Annotated in this window: 20 protein-coding genes; 13 read left to right on the forward strand and 7 right to left on the reverse strand. The window is 69.4% G+C overall.

All coding sequences use genetic code 11. The features are described 5' to 3' along the window. The first annotated feature begins 51 nt into the window (after positions 1-51). On the forward strand, positions 52-1413 hold the full coding sequence (locus JWQ81_RS34095; protein WP_297547933.1) for a MinD/ParA family protein: 1362 nt from the start codon (positions 52-54) through the stop codon (positions 1411-1413). A gap of 79 nt (positions 1414-1492) precedes the next feature. Here the strand turns inward: JWQ81_RS34095 and JWQ81_RS34100 are convergent, their stop codons facing one another. After that, positions 1493-1675, reverse strand: a complete 183-nt coding sequence (locus tag JWQ81_RS34100) for a hypothetical protein (RefSeq protein ID WP_297547935.1) — start codon at positions 1673-1675, stop codon at positions 1493-1495. Positions 1676-1884: 209 nt separating this feature from the next. Next, positions 1885-2085 (reverse strand): BldC family transcriptional regulator, encoded by a 201-nt coding sequence (locus tag JWQ81_RS34105; protein WP_297548013.1) that lies wholly within the window; start codon positions 2083-2085, stop codon positions 1885-1887. 226 nt (positions 2086-2311) lie between these two features. Here JWQ81_RS34105 and JWQ81_RS34110 point away from each other — a divergent pair, with 226 nt between their 5' ends. Genes JWQ81_RS34110 through JWQ81_RS34120 form a run of 3 tightly spaced genes read left to right on the forward strand, consistent with a single transcriptional unit; the run spans position 2312 to position 4160 of the window. Then, a complete protein-coding gene (locus JWQ81_RS34110; protein WP_297547937.1) occupies positions 2312-2785 on the forward strand; it encodes an Lrp/AsnC family transcriptional regulator in 474 nt (157 codons plus the stop codon). Positions 2786-2796: 11 nt separating this feature from the next. Further along, entirely contained in the window at positions 2797-3072 is a 276-nt protein-coding gene (locus JWQ81_RS34115) for a DUF4229 domain-containing protein (protein WP_297547938.1), read from the forward strand. After that, positions 3069-4160 carry a PLP-dependent cysteine synthase family protein gene (locus JWQ81_RS34120; RefSeq protein ID WP_297547940.1) on the forward strand — a complete coding sequence of 364 codons (1092 nt, stop codon included), beginning with the start codon at positions 3069-3071 and terminating at the stop codon, positions 4158-4160. Before JWQ81_RS34115 ends, JWQ81_RS34120 begins: the two co-directional genes overlap by 4 nt. A 62-nt stretch (positions 4161-4222) precedes the next feature. On the opposite strand, the gene JWQ81_RS34125 is transcribed toward JWQ81_RS34120, so the two are convergent. The 4 genes from JWQ81_RS34125 to JWQ81_RS34140 all read right to left on the reverse strand — a co-directional run bounded on the left by JWQ81_RS34125 (position 4223) and on the right by JWQ81_RS34140 (position 8523). Beyond that, positions 4223-5095 carry a 1,4-dihydroxy-2-naphthoate polyprenyltransferase gene (locus JWQ81_RS34125; RefSeq protein ID WP_297547942.1) on the reverse strand — a complete coding sequence of 291 codons (873 nt, stop codon included), beginning with the start codon at positions 5093-5095 and terminating at the stop codon, positions 4223-4225. A gap of 67 nt (positions 5096-5162) precedes the next feature. After that, positions 5163-6341 (reverse strand): hypothetical protein, encoded by a 1179-nt coding sequence (locus tag JWQ81_RS34130; protein ID WP_297547944.1) that lies wholly within the window; start codon positions 6339-6341, stop codon positions 5163-5165. Positions 6342-6398: 57 nt separating this feature from the next. Further along, complete coding sequence (gene menE, locus JWQ81_RS34135; RefSeq protein WP_297547946.1) at positions 6399-7535, reverse strand: o-succinylbenzoate--CoA ligase; 1137 nt, start codon at positions 7533-7535, stop codon at positions 6399-6401. A gap of 64 nt (positions 7536-7599) precedes the next feature. Beyond that, positions 7600-8523, reverse strand: coding sequence for a 1,4-dihydroxy-2-naphthoyl-CoA synthase (locus tag JWQ81_RS34140; protein ID WP_297547948.1), 924 nt, complete (start codon positions 8521-8523; stop codon positions 7600-7602). 124 nt (positions 8524-8647) lie between these two features. Here JWQ81_RS34140 and menD point away from each other — a divergent pair, with 124 nt between their 5' ends. Continuing rightward, positions 8648-10327, forward strand: a complete 1680-nt coding sequence (menD, locus tag JWQ81_RS34145; protein ID WP_297547950.1) for a 2-succinyl-5-enolpyruvyl-6-hydroxy-3-cyclohexene-1-carboxylic-acid synthase — start codon at positions 8648-8650, stop codon at positions 10325-10327. A 257-nt stretch (positions 10328-10584) separates the two neighbouring features. Beyond that, positions 10585-11037, forward strand: coding sequence for a hypothetical protein (locus JWQ81_RS34150; RefSeq protein ID WP_297547952.1), 453 nt, complete (start codon positions 10585-10587; stop codon positions 11035-11037). A 67-nt stretch (positions 11038-11104) separates the two neighbouring features. Here the strand turns inward: JWQ81_RS34150 and JWQ81_RS34155 are convergent, their stop codons facing one another. Then, positions 11105-11941: an inositol monophosphatase gene (locus JWQ81_RS34155; RefSeq protein ID WP_297547954.1), complete on the reverse strand. Its 837-nt coding sequence runs from the start codon at positions 11939-11941 to the stop codon at positions 11105-11107. Positions 11942-12129: 188 nt separating this feature from the next. On the opposite strand from JWQ81_RS34155, the gene JWQ81_RS34160 reads away from it, so the two are divergent. The 7 genes from JWQ81_RS34160 to JWQ81_RS34190 all read left to right on the forward strand — a co-directional run bounded on the left by JWQ81_RS34160 (position 12130) and on the right by JWQ81_RS34190 (position 18649). Then, entirely contained in the window at positions 12130-13248 is a 1119-nt protein-coding gene (locus JWQ81_RS34160) for a glycosyltransferase family 1 protein (RefSeq protein WP_297547956.1), read from the forward strand. A 1-nt stretch (position 13249) separates the two neighbouring features. After that, positions 13250-14365, forward strand: coding sequence for a glycosyltransferase family 1 protein (locus JWQ81_RS34165; protein WP_297547958.1), 1116 nt, complete (start codon positions 13250-13252; stop codon positions 14363-14365). A gap of 9 nt (positions 14366-14374) precedes the next feature. Next, the gene (locus JWQ81_RS34170; RefSeq protein ID WP_297547960.1) at positions 14375-14785 is read left to right on the forward strand and encodes a hypothetical protein; all 411 of its coding nucleotides are present in this window, start codon (positions 14375-14377) and stop codon (positions 14783-14785) included. A 67-nt stretch (positions 14786-14852) separates the two neighbouring features. Further along, positions 14853-15557, forward strand: a complete 705-nt coding sequence (locus JWQ81_RS34175) for a class I SAM-dependent methyltransferase (RefSeq protein WP_297547962.1) — start codon at positions 14853-14855, stop codon at positions 15555-15557. Next, complete coding sequence (locus JWQ81_RS34180) at positions 15554-16852, forward strand: geranylgeranyl reductase family protein (protein WP_297547964.1); 1299 nt, start codon at positions 15554-15556, stop codon at positions 16850-16852. The genes JWQ81_RS34175 and JWQ81_RS34180 overlap by 4 nt, the downstream gene beginning before the upstream one ends. An 883-nt stretch (positions 16853-17735) precedes the next feature. Then, complete coding sequence (locus JWQ81_RS34185) at positions 17736-18092, forward strand: NADH-quinone oxidoreductase subunit A (protein WP_297548015.1); 357 nt, start codon at positions 17736-17738, stop codon at positions 18090-18092. 8 nt (positions 18093-18100) lie between these two features. Then, positions 18101-18649: an NADH-quinone oxidoreductase subunit B family protein gene (locus JWQ81_RS34190; RefSeq protein WP_297547966.1), complete on the forward strand. Its 549-nt coding sequence runs from the start codon at positions 18101-18103 to the stop codon at positions 18647-18649. Positions 18650-18654: the final 5 nt, after the last annotated feature.

The following is an 18654-nucleotide window of genomic DNA, read 5'->3' on the forward strand; positions in this document are numbered from 1 at the left end:
CCGGCTACCGTCACCGAGTACTGAAGACGACGTTCCAGGAGGATTCCAGCTGTGACCGGCCCCAGCGACGAGTCGTCCCCCGACAGCCCCGAAACCGGCGCGACCCCGGTGGAACCAAGCCCGGGGATGTTCTCCGATGACCGGACGGACTCGACGCCACACCCCGGGACGGGCGGTTATCCAGTACCGAACCCGGCCACTTCGGGCCCGCACCAGGTGCCTGCCCCGCAGCCGCAGAACCCGGCCGTGTCCGGCCCGTACCCGGTGCCTGGCGCGCAGCAGCATGCCTACTACGCCGAGGCCACGCCGTCCGGCCCGCAGCCCGTCCAGCAGCAGCCTCAGCAGCAGTACGCCCAGCAGCCGCAGCACCAGGGTTACGACCAGAACCTGCCGCCGCTTCAGCCGCAGTACCCCGATCCTTCGCAGTACCAGCAGCAGCCCCAGTCGGCGATCCCGTTGCCGCAGCCCCAGTCGCAGCATGGCCGCCACGCCCACGACGGCCCGGCGGACCTGGCCACCGCACATCTGGTCAAGCAGAACAAGCGGCGGCCGCAGTCGGGGTGGCGCAAGGCGGTCTATGTCGGCACCGGGAAGCTCCTCAACCCCGGCGAGAGCCCGGCCGACCAGCGCCGCCGCGAGCTGATCGCGCAGGTCAACCAGCCACTGCGCGGCTGCTACAAGATCGCGATGCTCAGTCTCAAAGGCGGCGTCGGCAAGACCACCACCACGACCACCCTCGGCGCGACGTTCGCGTCGCTGCGGGGAGACCGCGTCGTCGCCGTGGACGCGAACCCGGACCGCGGCACGCTGTCGCAGAAGATTCCGATCGAGACGACCGCGACCGTGCGGCACCTGCTGCGCGACGCGGACAAGATCACTCGGTACAGCGATGTCCGCTCGTACACGTCGCAGGGGTCCAGCCGGCTGGAGATCCTCGCCAGCGAGCAGGACCCGGCGGTGTCCGAAGCCTTCTCCGAGAGCGACTACCGCCGCGCGGTGAACCTGCTCGAGCACTTCTACAACATCGTGCTCACCGACTGCGGCACCGGCCTGATGCACTCCGCGATGAAGGGCGTCCTCGACGTCGCAGACTCGCTGGTACTGGTGTCCTCCGGCTCGGTCGACGGGGCACGCAGCGCCTCCGCCACGCTCGACTGGCTCGATGCGCACGGTTACGGCGAGCTGGTCAAACGGTCTGTCGCGGTGATCAACTCGGTGCGGCCGAAGGGCGGCTCTGTCGACCTCGACAAGCTGTCCGCGCACTTCGGGGCCCGCGTCCGCGCGGTGTGCCGGATCCCGTTCGACCCGCACCTGGAAGAGGGCGCGGAGATCGAGCTCGAACGCCTGAACCCGGACACCCGGCTGAGCCTGCTCGAGCTGGCAGCCACCGTCGCGGACGGTTTCGCGCGCTAGCTGGCTAGTTCCTCAACTCAACGTAAAGGCCCCCTTTGCTGTTTCGGCATAGGGGGCCTTTACGTTTTGAAGAACAGGCTTACTCCTCGGGCGTGTCCCGGGGGCGGCGCTGGTCTTCACCGAGTTTGCGGAGGAAGTCCGGGTCGTCGTCGGGTGCCAAGGTCGCTGAGCGTGACGGGACACCGACGCGCTCCGGACCGAAGGCCCGCCACAACAGTACGGCGATCGTGAATGCACCGACCACCGCGAGCAGGTAGACCATGCTCGCTCCTTTCCGTGTGCGGGACCAACGGTCCGTTCCTGCTGTGAGGTTAATCCTTCGACGGAGTTTCCCACGGCCTGGTTACGAACAGTGTACTGAGCCGATACGACAACGAAGGGTCGTGAGTGGCCACGCCGGGTACCCGGCATGACCACTCACGACCCTTCGCGGCCGTTGAACGTCAAATCTTGCGCGTCAAATCTTGCGCGTCAAATCTTGCGCGTGGGCTCACTCGCGTCGGTGGTCAGCTCCGCAAGGAGTTCATTGACCTCGGACTCCCGGAACCGACGGTGCCCACCTGGGGTCCTGATCGATCCGATGCGCCCGGCAGTCGCCCACCGAGTGACCGTCTTCGGGTCTACTCGGAACAACGCGGCGACCTCACCTGGCGTGAGCAGTCGGCCTGACATGGTCGCGGTCACTTTCCGCCTCCTTCACGACTTCGCTGCTATACCGGTGTGTATCGGACCCTTTGCCCGTCGCGCCGGCCAGCTAACACGGCAATCGTTGCATCTCACCCGTCAGGTACTCGAACGGTTGTCCAAGGGTAAAGAGGTCGTAAAGGACAAAACAGACTTTGGTTGCACACGCCTGCCACCGCGTGGGCACGGAGTCCGCGCGGCTTAAATAGAGCCCATGGATGTTGTGGACAGGAAAATCATCGCCGCGCTGCGGGTGAACGGTCGGGCAACATATGCCGACCTGGGCCGGCTGGTCGGGCTGTCGGCGTCGTCGGTGCACGAGCGGGTGGGGAAACTCGAGTCCGGCGGGGTGATCACCGGGTACCACGCGCTGGTCAACCCGAGCGCGGTCGGCCTCGGGGTGACGGCGCTCGTCGGCATCCAGCCGACGGACACGGCGACGGACGAGGATGTCGCGGAGTCCCTGGGGGAGCTTGACGAGGTCGAGAGCTGCTACGCGGTGGCCGGGGACGATGCGTTCGTGGTGAAGGTCCGGGTGTCGACAGTCGACGACCTCGAGCGCACGCTGGGCCGGTTGCGGCGGATTTCCGGGGTCGCGCGGACGCATACGACCGTGGTGCTGTCGACGAGGTTCGAAGGCCGGGCGAACAACGCGGGGTTGGAAGACGAATCAACTGGTGGCGCGTAACCTGCTTCGATGTGAGCTCTGAACGCGCTGATAGCCACCTCGCCCGCGACCTGGTCGTCTACGTGCTGGCGCGGTTCGCGCTGGTCGCCGTGGTGGCCTGGGTGCTGACGTTGTTCTCGGTGCCGCTGCTGGTCGCGGTGGCGGTCGGGATCGTCGCCGGGCTGCCGATCGGGCTGCTGGTGCTCCGGCCGCTGAACCAGCGGGTCACCGCGGGGCTCGCCGAACGCAACAAGGGCCGCGCCAGCGAGCGCGCGAAGCTCCGCGCCGAGCTGCGCGGCGAGCAGTGACCGGTCGCGGCCTGCAGCGCCGCAGCTGGATCCGGGAGGCCGTCCGCATCATCGAGGCCGACGCCAACCGCAGCGCCGACACCCATCTGCACGTCTTCCCACTGCCCACGGACTGGGGCATCGACCTTTACCTGAAGGACGAGTCGGTGCACCCCACCGGCTCGCTCAAGCACCGGCTGGCGCGTTCGCTGCTGCTGTATGGCCTGGTCAACGGCCAGATCGGCCCCGGAACCGTGCTCATCGAGGCGTCCAGCGGGTCCACCGCGGTGTCCGAGGCGTACTTCGCGCGGATGCTCGGGCTCGAGTTCGTCACGGTCGTGCCGCGCAAGACGAGCCCGGAGAAGATCTCGCTCATCGAGTTCTACGGCGGCCGTTGCCACTTCGTCGACTCGCCCGCGGAGATGTACAGCGAGGCCGAGCGGCTCGCGGAGGAATGCAACGGTCATTACCTCGACCAGTTCACCTACGCCGAGCGCGCGACAGACTGGCGTGGCAACAACAACATCGCCGAGTCGGTGTACGCGCAGATGGTGTCGGAGCGGCATCCGGTGCCGGCCTGGATCGTGGTCGGCGCAGGCACCGGCGGCACCAGCGCGACCTTCGGCCGGTACGTGCGGTATCGCCGTCACACCACCAAGGTCGCCGTCGTCGACCCGGAGAACTCGTCGTTCTACGGCGCGTGGCAATCGCGTGATCTCGACCACGCGACCGGGATGTCGTCGCGGATCGAGGGCATCGGGCGGCCGCGGGTCGAGCCGTCGTTCGTCCCGGGCGTGATCGACGAGATGCTGCAGGTGCCCGACGCGGGCTCCCTGGCGGCCATCCGGTTGCTGCGCGAGCGGACGGGGCACTGGGCAGGCGGCTCGACCGGCACGAACCTCTACGGCACGTTCGTGCTGATCTCGCGGATGCTGGAAGAAGGCCAGGCAGGCAGCGTCGTCACGCTGGTCTGCGACGGCGGCGAGCGCTACGCGGACACGTACTACAACGACGACTGGCTCGCGGAACAGAACCTCGACATCAAGCCGTACGCCGCGGTGTTCGAGGAGTTCCTGCGCTCGGGCAAGTTCCTCCCGCCCGGGGTTTAGCAACTGGACGTGAAGGCCACCTTCACAACGAATTACGCAATGAAGGTGGCCTTCACGTCCAATCAGAGCAGCGCGAAGCCGACAGTGGTGAGGACGGCCCAGGCGAGCATCGCGAGGCCGGTGTCGCGCAGCGCGGGGATCAGTTCGCGGCCCGTCTTGCCGCCGCTGACGGCCTTCACCGAGCTCCGCAGCAGCGGCGCGGTGAGCAGGCCGAGCAGGAGCAGCGGGTGCCACACGCCCAGCAGAACACTCACCACGAACGGCGCAGTGATCAGACCCAGGTAGAACCGGCGGGTGCCCTTGTCGCCGAGGCGGACGGCGAGGGTGCGCTTGCCGGACTCGATGTCGGTCGGGATGTCGCGCAGGTTGTTCGCGGTGAGCACGCCGGTCGAGAAGCAGCCGACGGCGACCGCGCAGCCGAGCGCGGCCCAGCTGACGTGCCCGGCCTGGACGTAGACCGTGCCGAGGACCCCGGCGAGGCCGAAGAAGACGAAGACGGCGATCTCGCCGAAACCGTAGTAGCCGTACGGCTTCTTGCCGCCGGTGTAGAACCACGCGCCGATGATGCAGAGCGCGCCCATGATCAGCAGCCACCAGTGGCCGGACACCGCGACGAGCACCAGCCCGAGCACCCCGGCAAGGCCCAGCGACGTCAACGCGGCGGTGAGTACGGCCTTCGGCTTCGCGGTCTTCGAGCCGACCAGGCGCAGCGGGCCGACCCGGTGCTCGTCCGTCCCGCGGATCCCGTCCGAGTAGTCGTTGGCGAAGTTCACCCCGACGATCAGGGACAGCGAAACCAGCAGCGCGAGCAGCGACCGTGACCACGAGAACGTGTCGAGCGCCGTCGCCAGTCCGACCCCCGCGACGACCGGTGCCACCGCGTTGGGCAGCGTCCGCGGACGGGCCCCCTCAATCCACTGCCCCACAGTTGCCATGGCCCCATTCTTCGGCATCGGTCCGATGTCTGGTGATCGGGTCAGGGCTCGAGAGTCATCCGGCCAGTCAAAACTGGCTGGAACACTCACGAGCCGCGGTCTCGAGCCGCACGTCGGCACTGGCTAGGTACTTTCCGGCGGCGAGGCGGTACCAGACGTCGGAGGTGCCGCTCGGGCCGTCGACGCGCTCGCCGTCGGTCTGGCACTCGATCCGGACCTGCGCCTGTCCGACGGCGATGCCCGAGTCGCGCGCCGAGTCGTCGGGCCCGGAGCGGACGGTCAGCGGGGCGGGCGCGGCGACCGTGCCCCACGGCCCGGAGCCGCTCCACTGGTAGGTGACCGTCACGTAGGCGTTCCCGGTGAGCTGCAGACCGTCCCGGAAAGCGCCGTCGGCCAGGTCGATCCCGGCGGGATTGGCCACCTTGCGGCCGGACTGGTCCTTGCCGCCGTGGTATCCCGAGGTGTAAGCGGCCTGCGCCTCCGGCAGGCCTTGGGGAAGGTCGGGCCACGACTGCCGCGGATCGTTCCAGTAGTCGTCCTTGGTATTCCACGGGCCGACGTCCCAAACCGGCGCCCACTCGCACCGGTCGCCGCTGGTGGTACAGATCCGGACCGTGTATTCGCCGTCGCCCGCCGTCGACAGGCCGCGCCGCGAAGGCAACGCGACGAAGTGGTCCCGGGCCGTGATGACATGCCCGTTCGCGGTGGTTTTGCCGACCAAGCCCTCCCGGGTCGCGAACACGGTGAACGTCGCGCCGTCAGGTGAGGTGAGGTCGCGTGGCTCTCCGACGTTGCTCGCGCTGAAGGTGACGGACCGCACGACGACGTCCGCCGGGTCGGTCAGTACCAGCCGAGCTTGCACCGAACGGGTGCTTTCCGGGAGCACCGCGGTGGGTCGGGCTTCGGCCCATTCCGACCAGGTGCCGTCGGCCCGCAGCCCGCGGATGTCGACAGCGGCGGACGAGCCTGCCGGGATCGTCGCGTCCAGGCGCGCTCGGACGGTGTCGGCCGGGACGGCGAGCGTGTGCGTGCCCAGGTCGGCAATGGAGGTCCGGCTCAGGGAGCTGACGTCGCTGCGCGGCGTGGCCGAGGTGGAGACCGTCCAGTTCGAGGTGCCGTCGGCGCCTGCCGGGGTGGCGAGTGCGGTCGTCAGGCAGAGGGCGGAAAGTCCGGCAAGAATCCATTGTGGACGGCGCTGTGGACGGCGCTGTGGACGGCGCTGTGGACAGTGCTGTGGACGGCGCATGCGCAGAGCCAAAACTGACGGCGTCGTGCTGTCAACGACGAGCCACGATCGGGCTACTCAGCGCGTCAGTGCCGCCTTGACAGCGTCACGGTCGATCTTGCCGGGGCCGCGCAGGGGTAGCGCTGTGACGAACTCGACGCGCTTGGGGGTCGCGGCGGCACCGACCTCGGCCCGGACCGCCGCGCGCAGCGTGTCGACGTCCGGGGTCGTCCCGTCCGGGACCACCATCGCGACGACGGCCTCGCCCCACTCGACGTCGGGCAGCCCGACAACGCACGCTTCGCGGACGCCCGGCTGCGCGGCGAGCGCGCGCTCCACGGTCGACGCGGGCACCTTGACCCCGCCGGTGTTGATCATGTCGTCGATCCGGCCGAGGACGTCGACGCGCCCGTCGGGGTGGATGCGCCCCTGGTCGGATGTGGTGAAGCGGCCGTCCACGAAGGACTCCGCGGTCAGCTCGGGCTGGAGGCGGTAGCCGTGGGCGAGGACCGGACCGGACAACCGGATGCGGCCTTCTTCGTCGAGATCGACGTCGACGCCGTCGAGCGGGAAGCCGTCGTAGACGCAGCCGCTCGCCGTCTCGCTCATTCCGTACGCAGGCACGATCGATACGCCGGCTTCAGCGGCCCTCTCGCGCAGTTTCGACGACGTCGCGGCCGCGCCGACGACGATCGCGTCGAACGCCCTCGCCGCGTCGAGCCCCGGGCCGCCCGCGTCGAGGAGCCGGGTGAGCTGGGTGGGGACGAGCGCGGTGTAGCGCGGGCCGTCCGCGGCGAGCACCGGCGCCGCCGCGGCCGCGAAGTCCTCGGCCCGGAAGCCGCCGCCGGGCAGCACGGCCGGGGTCGTGCCGGCGAGTAGGGAACGGACGAGGACCTGCAGGCCGCCGATGTAGTGCGCGGGCGTCGCCAGCAGCCAGTGCCCGGGGCCGCCGAGCCGGTCGTGGGTGGCCGTGGCGGACGCCGTCAGCGCCGACGCCGACAGCAGCACGCCCTTCGGCGCCCCTGTCGAGCCCGATGTGGCGATGATCACGGCCGTGTCGGGCTCCATCGGGCTGTCGGGCTCCATCGCCGCCAGCAGCGCGGGGGCGCCGGGGTCCTCGGCGCTCAACGGCAGCACCGTCGGCCCGCCATCCAGGGCCGCCGACAACGCGCGGAAGAGGGGGGCGACCGTGGCGTCGATCCACACCGGCTGCAAGGGGGGTCACCTCCAGGGCTCGTGAGTGTTCCGGCCGGTTAGAACGAGCCGGAACACTCACGAGTCAGTAGTAGTACGGATAGTCGGAGAAGTCGGGGTCGCGCTTCTCGAGGAAGGCGTCGCGGCCCTCGACGGCTTCGTCCTGCATGTAGGCCAACCGGGTGGTTTCGCCGGCGAACAGCTGCTGCCCGACCAGGCCGTCGTCGACCAGGTTGAACGCGTACTTCAGCATCCGCTGCGCGGTCGGGGACTTGGCGTTGATGGCCCAGCCCCACTCCAGCGCGGTCGTTTCGAGCTGCGCGTGCGGGACGGCCTCGTTGACCGCGCCCATCGCCTGCATCTGCGCGGCGGTGTAGTCCCGGCCGAGGAAGAAGATCTCCCGCGCGAACTTCTGCCCGACCTGTTTGGCCAGGTAGGCCGAGCCGAAGCCGCCGTCGAACGAGCCGACGTCGGCGTCGGTCTGCTTGAACCGCGCGTGCTCGGCGGAGGCGAGCGTGAGGTCGCACACGACGTGCAGCGAGTGCCCGCCGCCGGCGGCCCAGCCGGGGACGACCGCGATGACGACTTTCGGCATGAACCGGATCAGCCGCTGCACCTCGAGGATGTGCAGGCGTCCGGCCCGCGCGGGGTCCACCGTGTCGGAGGTCTCCCCGCTCGCGTACTGATAGCCGGAGCGTCCGCGAATACGCTGGTCACCACCGGAACAGAACGCCCAACCGCCGTCCTTGGGCGACGGGCCGTTCCCGGTGAGCAGGACGCAGCCGACGTCCGAGCTCATCCGGGCGTGGTCCAGCGCGCGATAGAGCTCGTCGACGGTGTGCGGCCGGAAGGCGTTGCGGACCTCCGGCCGGTCGAACGCGATGCGCACGACCCGCTTGCCGGACCGGCTTTCGGTCGAGCGGTGATAGGTGATGTCGGTGAAGTCGAAACCATCGATCTCGGTCCACAAGGCCGAATCGAACAGTTCGGAAACCTGGGCGTCATCCACGCTGGGGAGAATAGGCTGAGTGAGAAATGCCCCTCGGATCGACCACGGACTGCCTTGGACGGAACCTCCTACGTAAAGTCACTAGGGTGGACATGAGGACTGAAGACGTACCCGGAGCGTGCCGGTGAATCCGTCCACCGCCGAAGCCAGGGTCATCGTCGACGAGCTCGTCCGCAACACCGTTTCCCACGTGGTGCTGTGCCCTGGTTCCCGTAACGCCGCGATGTCGCTGGCGCTGTACGACGCGGCCGCCGCCGGGAAGCTCCAGCTGCACGTCCGCATCGACGAGCGTGGCGGCGCGTTCCTCGCGCTGGGCATCGCCGCCCGCACCGGGCGCCCGGTCGCCGTGCTGTGCACTTCCGGCACCGCCGCCGCGAACTTCCACCCCGCCGTGCTCGAGGCCGACCGCGCCGGGGTCCCGCTGATCGTGATGACCGCGGACCGGCCGCCCGAGCTGCGTGCGGCGGGTGCCAACCAGGTCATCGACCAGCACCACCTGTACGGCGGGGCGGTGCGCTACTTCGACGAGTTCGCCGTCGCCGAGCGCCGTGCGGGCCAGAACTCGTACTGGCGCAGCCAGATCTGCCGCGCGTGGAACGCCGCGTATGGCGAGTGGCGCTGCGGCCCGGTGCATCTCAACCTGCCGTTCCGCGAGCCGCTGGTGCCGGAGCTCGGCGAGAACGCCGAAGACTGGTACGAGTCGCTCGAAGGACGTCCCGGCGGAGCCCGCTGGACGGAGCTGCCCGACTTCGGCTCGCTGCCCTCGTTCGTCGTGCCTTCGGCGCGCTGCGGCCTGGTCATCGCGTGCGACACCGGGGTCCGGGCCGCCAGCGAGTGGGCCGAGCTGCACGGCTGGCCCGTGCTGTCGGAGACCGGTGGTATCGGCCTGTCCGGGTCGTCGGCGATCTCGTCCGGCGCTTGGCTGCTCGGCGTCGAGGAGTTCATCACCACCCACAAGCCCGAGCAGGTGCTCTGTATCGGCCGTCCGACGGTGTTTCGCCAGGTCCAGGGCTTATTGTCGGACCCGGACGTCGAGGTGCTGTTGGTCCGCCCCGACTCCGACTGGCCTGCCCCGGCACACAACGTCCGCCAGGTCGGCCAGTGGTTCGACGAGCCGACCAAACCGGCCGACCCCGAGTGGCTCGCCGGCTGGCAGCGCGCCGACGCGGCGGCCAAGGGCGCGGTCACGCAAGCGCTTGCCGAGGAGCCGTGGCCGAGCGGGCTGCGGCTCGCCGCGGAGATGGTCGACGCCCTGCCGCCGGAATCGCTGCTGGTCGTGGGCTCGTCCAACCCGACACGTGACGTCGCACTCGCCGGCGGGCTGCGGCCGGACGTGCTGGTGCACCGCAACCGCGGGGTGGCGGGCATCGACGGCACGGTGTCGACGGCGATCGGCGCCGCGACCGTCCACCGGGGCCACTCGTACGCGCTGATCGGCGACCTGACGTTCCTGCACGACGCGAACGGCCTGCTCACCGGCCCCGCCGAGCAGCGCCCGGACCTGACGATCGTCGTGCTCAACGACGACGGCGGCGGCATTTTCTCGCTGCTGGAACAGGGTGCGCCGGAACACAGCGCCAGCTTCGAACGGGTTTTCGGGACACCGCACGGCGCGGACCTCGGCGCGCTGTGCGCCGGTTACCGCGTCCCGCACCAGGTGGCCGAGACGCTGACCGAATTCCGGGCCGCGTTGCGCCCGGCGCCGGGTCTGCGCGTCGTCGAGGTGCGCGTCGACCGCTCAAGCCACCGTGAACTGCATGGGCGCCTGCGTGCGGCCGTCTCGGCGGCCGTGTCGCGGGTCTAGGACTCGTGAGCGTTCCAGCCGCTTACTGTGCCCTACGGACACCCGCACCCGGGCGAGCCGGAACGCTCACGAGCTTCGACCTGGACTTCGGGCTCAGGGTCAGTTCGGTCGTGGCGAACAACGTGCCCGCGACCTTCGGCCACTCGCACGGCGCCGACGACAAGCTGTGGGCGACGACACGTTCGCGCAGATCGAGTCAGTGCACCAAATGCTCGCCGAAAGCCACACGCCGTAGAGGGACGCTCTATGCTCGCGGCGTGACAGCGCGAGGTGAACGGGCGAGGCGCATCGGGTGGCGTGCAGTGCTCGGTGTCGCCTCGCTCATCACCATTCTCTGCGTGGCACTGTTCTTCGCGGCCGTGCGCAACGACGCCTCCATCGAAGGGCAACTGGGCACTGTGAACGCGCAGGTCGACTCGGTCGCGTTCGACCGGACGATCATCCACTTCCAGACGCCCGACGGGATCACGCACAGCCCGGCCACCGGGGTGCTCTACCCGGACGGGCTGTCCGTGGGCGAGGTCATCCGCATCCAGTACGACATCGGCAACACCGAACTGACCCGGGTCGCCGGGCGTTCCGCGGAGCTGACACTGCTCCCGCTGGGCAGCACGATCGGCTTCACCTGGCTCGTCGCCGCCCCCCTGCTGTGGTGGATCCGGCGGACGAACCAGCGTGCGAAGACCGCCAAAGAGCCCGCGCAGGTCTAAGGCTCGTGAGTGTTCTGGCACGCCCGGGTGCGGGTGTCCCGCAGGGCACAGGTACCGGTCGGAACATTCACAAGACGGTGGCGGATTCCTGCCACCAGGACAGCACCTCGTCCGCGACGCCCGGTGCGGCCACCAGTAGTCCGTCGGCGGGCAGGGCGGCGCCTTCGCCGTGGCGGTCCAGCACCACCGCACCCACCTCGATGGCCAGCGCGACCGAGCCGGCGACGTCCCATTCGTGGTAGCTGTGCAGGACCGCGGCGGTGGCGTGGCCCAGCGCGACCTGCGCGATCGACAGCGCGGCCGAGCCCAGCACGCGGACCCCGGCATGCGCGGCGGCGGCGCGTTCGATGAACCGGCCCATCCCCGGCCACGGTCCGCTGCGGGCGAGTTCGGTGCACACAATCGCGCCGGCGGTGGTACCCCGGTCGACGAGCTTGATCGGCTTGCCGTTGGCGCGTGCGCCCCGGCCGCGAGCGGCGGCGTAGATCTGGGCGCGGTAGGGGTCGGCGACCACGCCGACGACCGGGCCGGACGCGTCGATCAACGCGAGGCTGTACGCGCACCAGGGCACCCCGGCGACGTAGTTCGCGGTGCCGTCGACCGGGTCGACCACCCAGCGGTACTCGGCGACGTCGGCGCCGTGGTCCGCGCCGAACTCCTCGCCGACCACCGGGATCCCGGGGAATTCGGCAGCGAGGACGCGCCGGGTGTGACGTTCCAGGATGCGGTCGGTGTCGGTGACCCAGTCGAACGGGGAATCCTTGGTGTCGGGATGGGCGCCGCGGCCTGCTGTCGCCGTGATCACGTCGGTGGCGTCATTGGCCAGGCGTCCGGCGACCTCGAGCGCCCTGGACACCAGCCCGGGTTCAACGGGTTGGGGCGCGCGGGAGGACAGGAGCGTCATGCCTACCCACTGTGGCCATCCCTGGTGTCCGGAACGCGACCTGCAGATGACATGTGGCTCCCAATTCTCGGCTGTGCGGCAGCGTGCGGGTCTTGGGCAGGCACCCGGGGCGAGGTGTTTTGGCAGCGTTTGTCCGGGGGTCACGTGCAGGTAGGCAGCCTGCCGACCGCGGGTGCGAAGGTGGGATCGTGCGAGTTGCGATAGTCACCGAAAGTTTCCTGCCCCAGGTGAACGGCGTGACCAACTCCGTTCTCCGAGTGGTCGAGCACCTGCGTGCCAGAGCCCACCAGGTGTTGATCATCGCCCCCGGCCCAGGCCCGACCGAGTACCTTGGCGCGCCCGTGGTGCGCATCCCGGCGCTGGACTTCCCCGGCGTCAACTCGTTGCCGATCGGCGTGCCGACCAGGACGGTTCTCACCGCGATGGCCGCGTTCGCGCCGGACGTGGTGCACCTGGCGTCGCCGTTCGTGGTCGGCGCGCGCGGGCTGGCGGCGGCGCGGCGGCTGCGGGTGCCGACGGTCGCGGTCTACCAGACCGACATCGCCGGGTTTGCCTCCGCGTACGGCTTCGGCCTCGGCGCGCGGGCCGCGTGGCGCTGGGTGCGGCGGCTGCACTCCCGCGCCGATCGCACGCTCGCGCCGTCGAGCGACTCGGTCGAGCAGCTGCGCCTGCACGGTGTCCCGCGCGTCCATCGCTGGGGACGCGGTGTCGACATCGAGAAGTTCTCCCCGGCCAACGCCGACCCCGCACTGCGGGCCGAGCTGGCGCCCAACGGCGAACTGCTCGTCGGGTTCGTCGGCAGGCTCGCGCCGGAGAAGGAGGTCGACAGGCTGACGACGTTGGCGGGCCTTCCCGGGGTGCGCGTGGTCGTCGTCGGGGACGGCCCCGAGCTGACGTCGTTGCGCGAGCGGATTCCCGGTGCGGCGTTCCTCGGCGCGCGGTACGGAGAAGAGCTTTCCACGGCTTACGCGAGCCTCGACGTCTTTGTCCACACAGGACCGCACGAGACGTTCTGCCAAGCCGTGCAAGAAGCCATGGCGTCCGGTTTGCCGGTGCTGGCACCGGACGCGGGCGGCCCGAAGGACCTGGTCCTGCCCGGGCGCACCGGTTATCTGCTCCCGGCCGACCGCGCCGGTTTCGCGACCGAGCTGGTGAGCCGCATCGACGACCTGCGTGACGACGCCCTGCGCGCGAGACTCGGCGAAAAGGCCAGGAAGGTCGTGCTGGGGCGGACCTGGCCCGCCGTCTGCACCGAGCTCGTCGGGCACTACGAAGCGGTCACCGGCCGCCTCGCCAAAGCCGCCTGAAATGCACATTGTCCAGCTGGCGAACTTCTACGGCCCACGTTCGGGCGGGCTGCGCACCGCGCTGCACCACCTCGGCGCCGGGTACGTCGCCAGCGGCCACCAGGTGACGCTGGTGGTACCCGGCCGCCGGTACGCCGACGAGGTCCTCCCGTCCGGCGTCCGGCGGTTTTCCCTTCCCGCGCCCCAGATTCCGGGCACCGGCGGGTATCGCGCGGTCGACCCGCACCGGGTGCGCGCGGTGCTGCGGCGCCTCGAACCGGACCGGCTGGAGGTGTCCGACCGGCTGACCCTGCGCGGGATGGGCAACTGGGCGCGGCAAAACGGCGTGCCCAGCACGGTCATCTCGCACGAGCGGCTGGACCGGTTGCTCGAGCAGTTCCTGCTTCCCGGGTTCCTCGCGCGCCGCGTCGCGGACACCGCGAACCGCCGGATGGCCGGCTCGTACGACACCGTGGTCTGCACAACTTCGTTTGCCAGAGCCGAATTCGACCGGATCTCCGCACCGAACGTCCGGTGTGTCCCGCTCGGTGTCGACTTAGCGACCTTCGCGCCGCGGCGGCGTGATGACGGCTGGCGTCACACGCTCACCGGTGACGCCGACGCGCTGATCGTCCATTGTGGACGTCTGTCGACCGAGAAACACGTCGAGCGAAGTGTGGACACTGTCGCCGAGCTCACCGCGTCAGGTGCGCGTGTCCGGCTCGTGGTGGCCGGCGACGGCCCGAAGCGACGCGCGCTGGAGCGGCGGGCTCGCGGGCTGCCGGTGACGTTCCTCGGGTTCCTCAGCGGCCGCGACGAGGTTGCCAGGCTGCTGGCCAGCGCCGACGTCTCGCTGGCACCGGGTCCGCACGAGACGTTCGGCCTCGCCGCGCTGGAGGCACTGGCGTCGGGAACGCCGGTGGTGGTGTCCGCGTCGTCCGCGTTGCGGGAGATCGTGAGCCCAGGCTGCGGCGCCGCCGTCGACGACCACGCGCCCGCGTTCGCCACCGCCGTAACGGGTCTGCTGGAACGTCCCGAGGACACCCGCCGCGCCGCCGCCAGGGCCCGCGCCGAGGACTTCGCCTGGGGAACCTCGGTGACCGGGATGCTCGCGGCGCTCAGCTGGCCGCGGCCCTAACCTGTGGGTATGCCGAGTCTGGAGATGACCCCCAACGCCCGCCGGGCACGCCGACGGGCACTGTCCGGTTTCGACCTGGCGGGGATCGTCGTGATCGTCCTCGTGGCGTTCGCGTACGCAGGCGGCAAGGGGGCCGTTTCGGCCCTGTGCTGGCTGGCGTTGACCCTGCTCGCGACCGTCGCGGTGCTGGTGCTGCTGGGTTCGTCCGAGCATTCGACGCCGGGCAACCTGCGGCTCGGCCGGCTCGTCGCCACCTATGGCGGAGTTCCGGTCGTGGTGCTGGCGGTCCTGACCCTGTTCGGCGTATACGGCTCGTCGAACATCGGGCTGGCGCTGGCCGACCTCTTCCCGGTCGTGACGCTGCTGCCCACCGCCGCCTACTTCAAGCGGCTGCTGGGCCGCTGGTCAACGGGCTCGTGAGCGTTCTAAACGGCTCTAACCGGCCGCAACACTCACGAGGCTCCGACCTGGCGGCTACATTCTGACCATGTCCCGTGCGAGCCTCGACAAGGATCCTCACGAAGTCGCCGCCATGTTCGACGGCGTCGCGTCCGGTTACGACCGGGCGAATTCGTTCATGACGTTCGGGTTCGACCGGCGGTGGCGCAACACCACGGCACGGGTGCTCGACGCCAAGCCGGGGGAGAAGGTGCTCGACCTCGCCGCCGGCACGGGCGTGTCCACCACGGAGTACATCCGCGGTGGCGCGTGGGCGATCGCGGCGGACTTCTCGCTCGGCATGCTCAAGGCCGGGCTGCACCGCAAGGTGCCGATGGTCGCCGCCGACGCGCTGCATCTGCCATTCGCGAGCGAGAGCTTCGACGTCGCGACCGTGACGCTGGGCATCCGCAACTTCGTCGACACCAAGGCCGCGCTTACCGAGATCGCCAGGGTGGTCAAGCCCGGTGGCAGGCTCGTGGTCTGCGAGGTCTCCACGCCGACGTTCCCGCCGATCCGGTTCGTCTACCGGCGGTTCATGCTGCGCCTGCTGACCTGGCTCGGCCGCCGAGTGTCGTCCAACCCGGACGCCTACGGCTACCTTGCCGAGTCGATGCTCACCTGGCCCGACCAGCGCGGGTTCGGGGAGATCATCTCCAGCGCGGGCTGGAAGGACGTCGAGTGGATGAACCTCACATTCGGCGTCGTCGCCATTCATCGGGCCACGAAAGGCCCCGTAGACTTGCCCGCATGACAACGCCGAGCCGCCGCGGTCCTGATCACGACGCCGAAGTGATCGTCGTCGGCGCCGGCCCGGCCGGTTCGACCGTCGCGACCTACCTGGCCCGTGCCGGGGTCGACGTGCTGCTGCTGGAGAAGACCGAGTTCCCGCGCGAGAAGGTCTGCGGGGACGGGCTGACGCCTCGTGGGGTCAAGCAGCTCATCGACCTCGGGATCGACACCAGCGAGGAAGCCGGCTGGGTCCGAAGCCGCGGCCTGCGGATCCTCACCCAGGAGCTCACCCTCGAGCTCGACTGGCCGGATCTCACCAGCTACCCGCCGTACGGTGTCTCGCGCACGCGTCACGACTTCGACGACATGCTCGCGAAGCTGGCCGTCAAAGCCGGTGCGCGGCTGCAGGAGCGCACCACCGTCACCGGCGCGGTCACCGACGAACGCACGGGCCGCGTGATCGGCGTCGAGGCCAAACTCGGCCCCGAGAAGAAGCCCGTCAGCTACCGCGCGCCGCTGGTGCTGGCCTGCGACGGCGTGTCCGCCCGCCTCGCGCTCAGCGTCGGCATCGAGAAGACCGACAAGCGCCCGATGGGCGTCGCCGTGCGCCAGTACTACAAGAGCCCGCGCCACGACGACCCGTTCATCGAGGGCCACCTCGAGCTCTGGGACAGGTCCGACCCGCGCCACCCGAAGCTGCTGCCCGGCTACGGCTGGGCGTTCCCGCTCGGCGACGGCACGGTCAACGTCGGCCTCGGCATGCTGTCGACGTCGAAGGCCTTCCGCAGCACCGACTACCGCGCGCTGCTGCGGCAATGGCTCGACGGGACCCCGGAGGAGTGGGGCTACCGCGAGGAAAACGCCGTCGGCAAGGTCGGCGGCGCCGGGCTGCCGATGGGCTTCAACCGCACCCCGCACTACCGTGACGGCCTGCTGCTGCTCGGCGACGCCGGCGGCATGGTCAGCCCGTTCAACGGTGAGGGCATCTCGGCCGCGATGGAGTCCGCGCAGCTCGCCGCGGAAGCCGTCATCCAGGCACTGGCGAGGCCGGAAGGCCCCTCGCGCGAACGCGCGCTGCAGGGATACCCGGTGGCCGTCGCGGAGCTCATGGGCGGCTACTACCAGCTCGGCAACGTCTTCGCGAAGATCATCGGCAAGCCCAAGATCATGCGCGCCGCGACCAAGTACGGGCTGCGGATCAACAAGCTGCTTCCGTTGGTATACAAGGGACTCTCCGGCTGCTATGACGCCAAGGGGGGCGACGGCGTCGACCGCCTCATCGCCGCACTGGCCCGGGCCACCCCCTCACCCAAGTAGCTGCCCTCGCCTACGGCAACGTACTGGGGCTGCGCGTTAGCGACTCGGGGGACGTTCCCGCCCTGCGCTGAAGCGGCCGTCCGAGGGCCTGTCGCGTCACGTCGTTGTGACTGATGCGACTGATGCGACTGATGCGACTGATGTGGCAGGTGTGGCGTTGTGACGTGTCGTGAAGGCCACCTTCACGGCGTAAGGCGTACTCAACTAGGCCTTGACGACGCCCCTGCCCTTGCCGAAAGTGCCGTCAGGAGCCCCAACAGTCACATCGCCATCACCAGCACCACCTGCGCGACGTGACTGGCCCTAAGTTCCGCTACCAGCACCCATTCGCCCCGGTCCTTTGCTGCTGTGGACAGAACCGACCACCCTTAAGTTCCAAGCACTGGCGTTCAGCGCACTGCGAGGGTCGCCATGTCGTGACCCCGAGGGATCCCTGCACCCACGTGGGATGGATCACACTGGCGGGGCGGGGCGGAAGGGCGAGCAGGTGATCTTGGGCGCCTTCGCGCTGGTCTCCGGCTTGCGCAGCCGTACGGACGTTCTGTTGCGCCCCGCGAGGTTAGGGCACCCTTATAGCATGGGCCGTAGGGACAGGAATGTGAGTCGCGTCCTATAGTCGGCCCATGCTTTGTGAATCGCTTCACAACATCGACGGCTCGCTTGTGAACTTTTTCACAAGCAGGCCGCCGCCCGTCTACTGCCCGTAAGGGTGCCCTAACCCTCGGCGGTGTGACCTGGGTCCCTTAGGGTGCCGCCGACGCAGAAAAAAGCCCGACTCGAACCGCAGCGGCGCGGAAAGGATGGCGAAACCGTGCTGATGTTGACCCTGTTCTCGGGGGAGGGCGCCGAAGTTCTGGCGCAGGCTCCCGCGCCTGGGCTGAAGATGTACCTCCCGCTTGTCCTCCTCCTAGTGCTCGCCCTCGCCTTCGTGACCCTGTCGGTGCTGCTCGGACCGCTCGTCGGCCCGAGCCGGTACAACAAGGCGAAGCTGTCGGCCTACGAATGCGGCATCGAACCTTCACCCCAGCCGATCGCCGGCGGGGGCCGGATGCCGGTCGCTTACTACATCACCGCGATGCTGTTCATCCTGTTCGACATCGAGATGGTCTTCCTCTACCCGTTCGCCGTCACGGCGAACGCCTTGGGCATGTTCGGCCTGGTGGAGATCGTTCTGTTCATCGCGACGGTCGGTTTCGCGTACGCCTATGTCTGGCGTCGCGGCGGGCTCGACTGGAATTAGGGGCGCACATGGGTCTCGAAGAGAAACTTCCCAACGGAATCCTGCTGGCCAGCCTGGAAGGGCTGGTCAACTGGGCGCGCAAGAACTCGCTGTGGCCGGCCACGTTCGGTCTCGCGTGCTGCGCCATCGAGATGATGACGGTCGGTGGCTCCCGGTACGACATCGCCCGCTTCGGCATGGAGCGCTTCAGCGCGACACCGCGCCAGGCGGACCTGATGATCGTCGCCGGCCGGGTCACCCAGAAGATGGCGCCGGTCCTGCGCCAGATCTACGACCAGATGGCCGAGCCGCGCTGGGTGCTGGCGATGGGCGTCTGCGCGTCGTCGGGCGGGATGTTCAACAACTACGCCGTCGTCCAGGGCGTCGACCACATCGTGCCGGTCGACATGTACCTGCCCGGCTGCCCGCCGCGGCCGGAAATGCTGCTCGACGCGATCCTCAAGCTGCACGCCAAGATCCAGGACGAGCCGATCAACGCCCGCCGGGCCGCGATCCGGGCCGCCAGCGGCGCGCGCACCGAGCTGATCGCGTCTTCGATCAAGTACGCGAAGAAGTGAGCCCC

The sequence above is a fragment of the Amycolatopsis sp. genome, from assembly GCF_025464955.1.
Taxonomy (GTDB): Bacteria; Actinomycetota; Actinomycetes; order Mycobacteriales; family Pseudonocardiaceae; genus Amycolatopsis.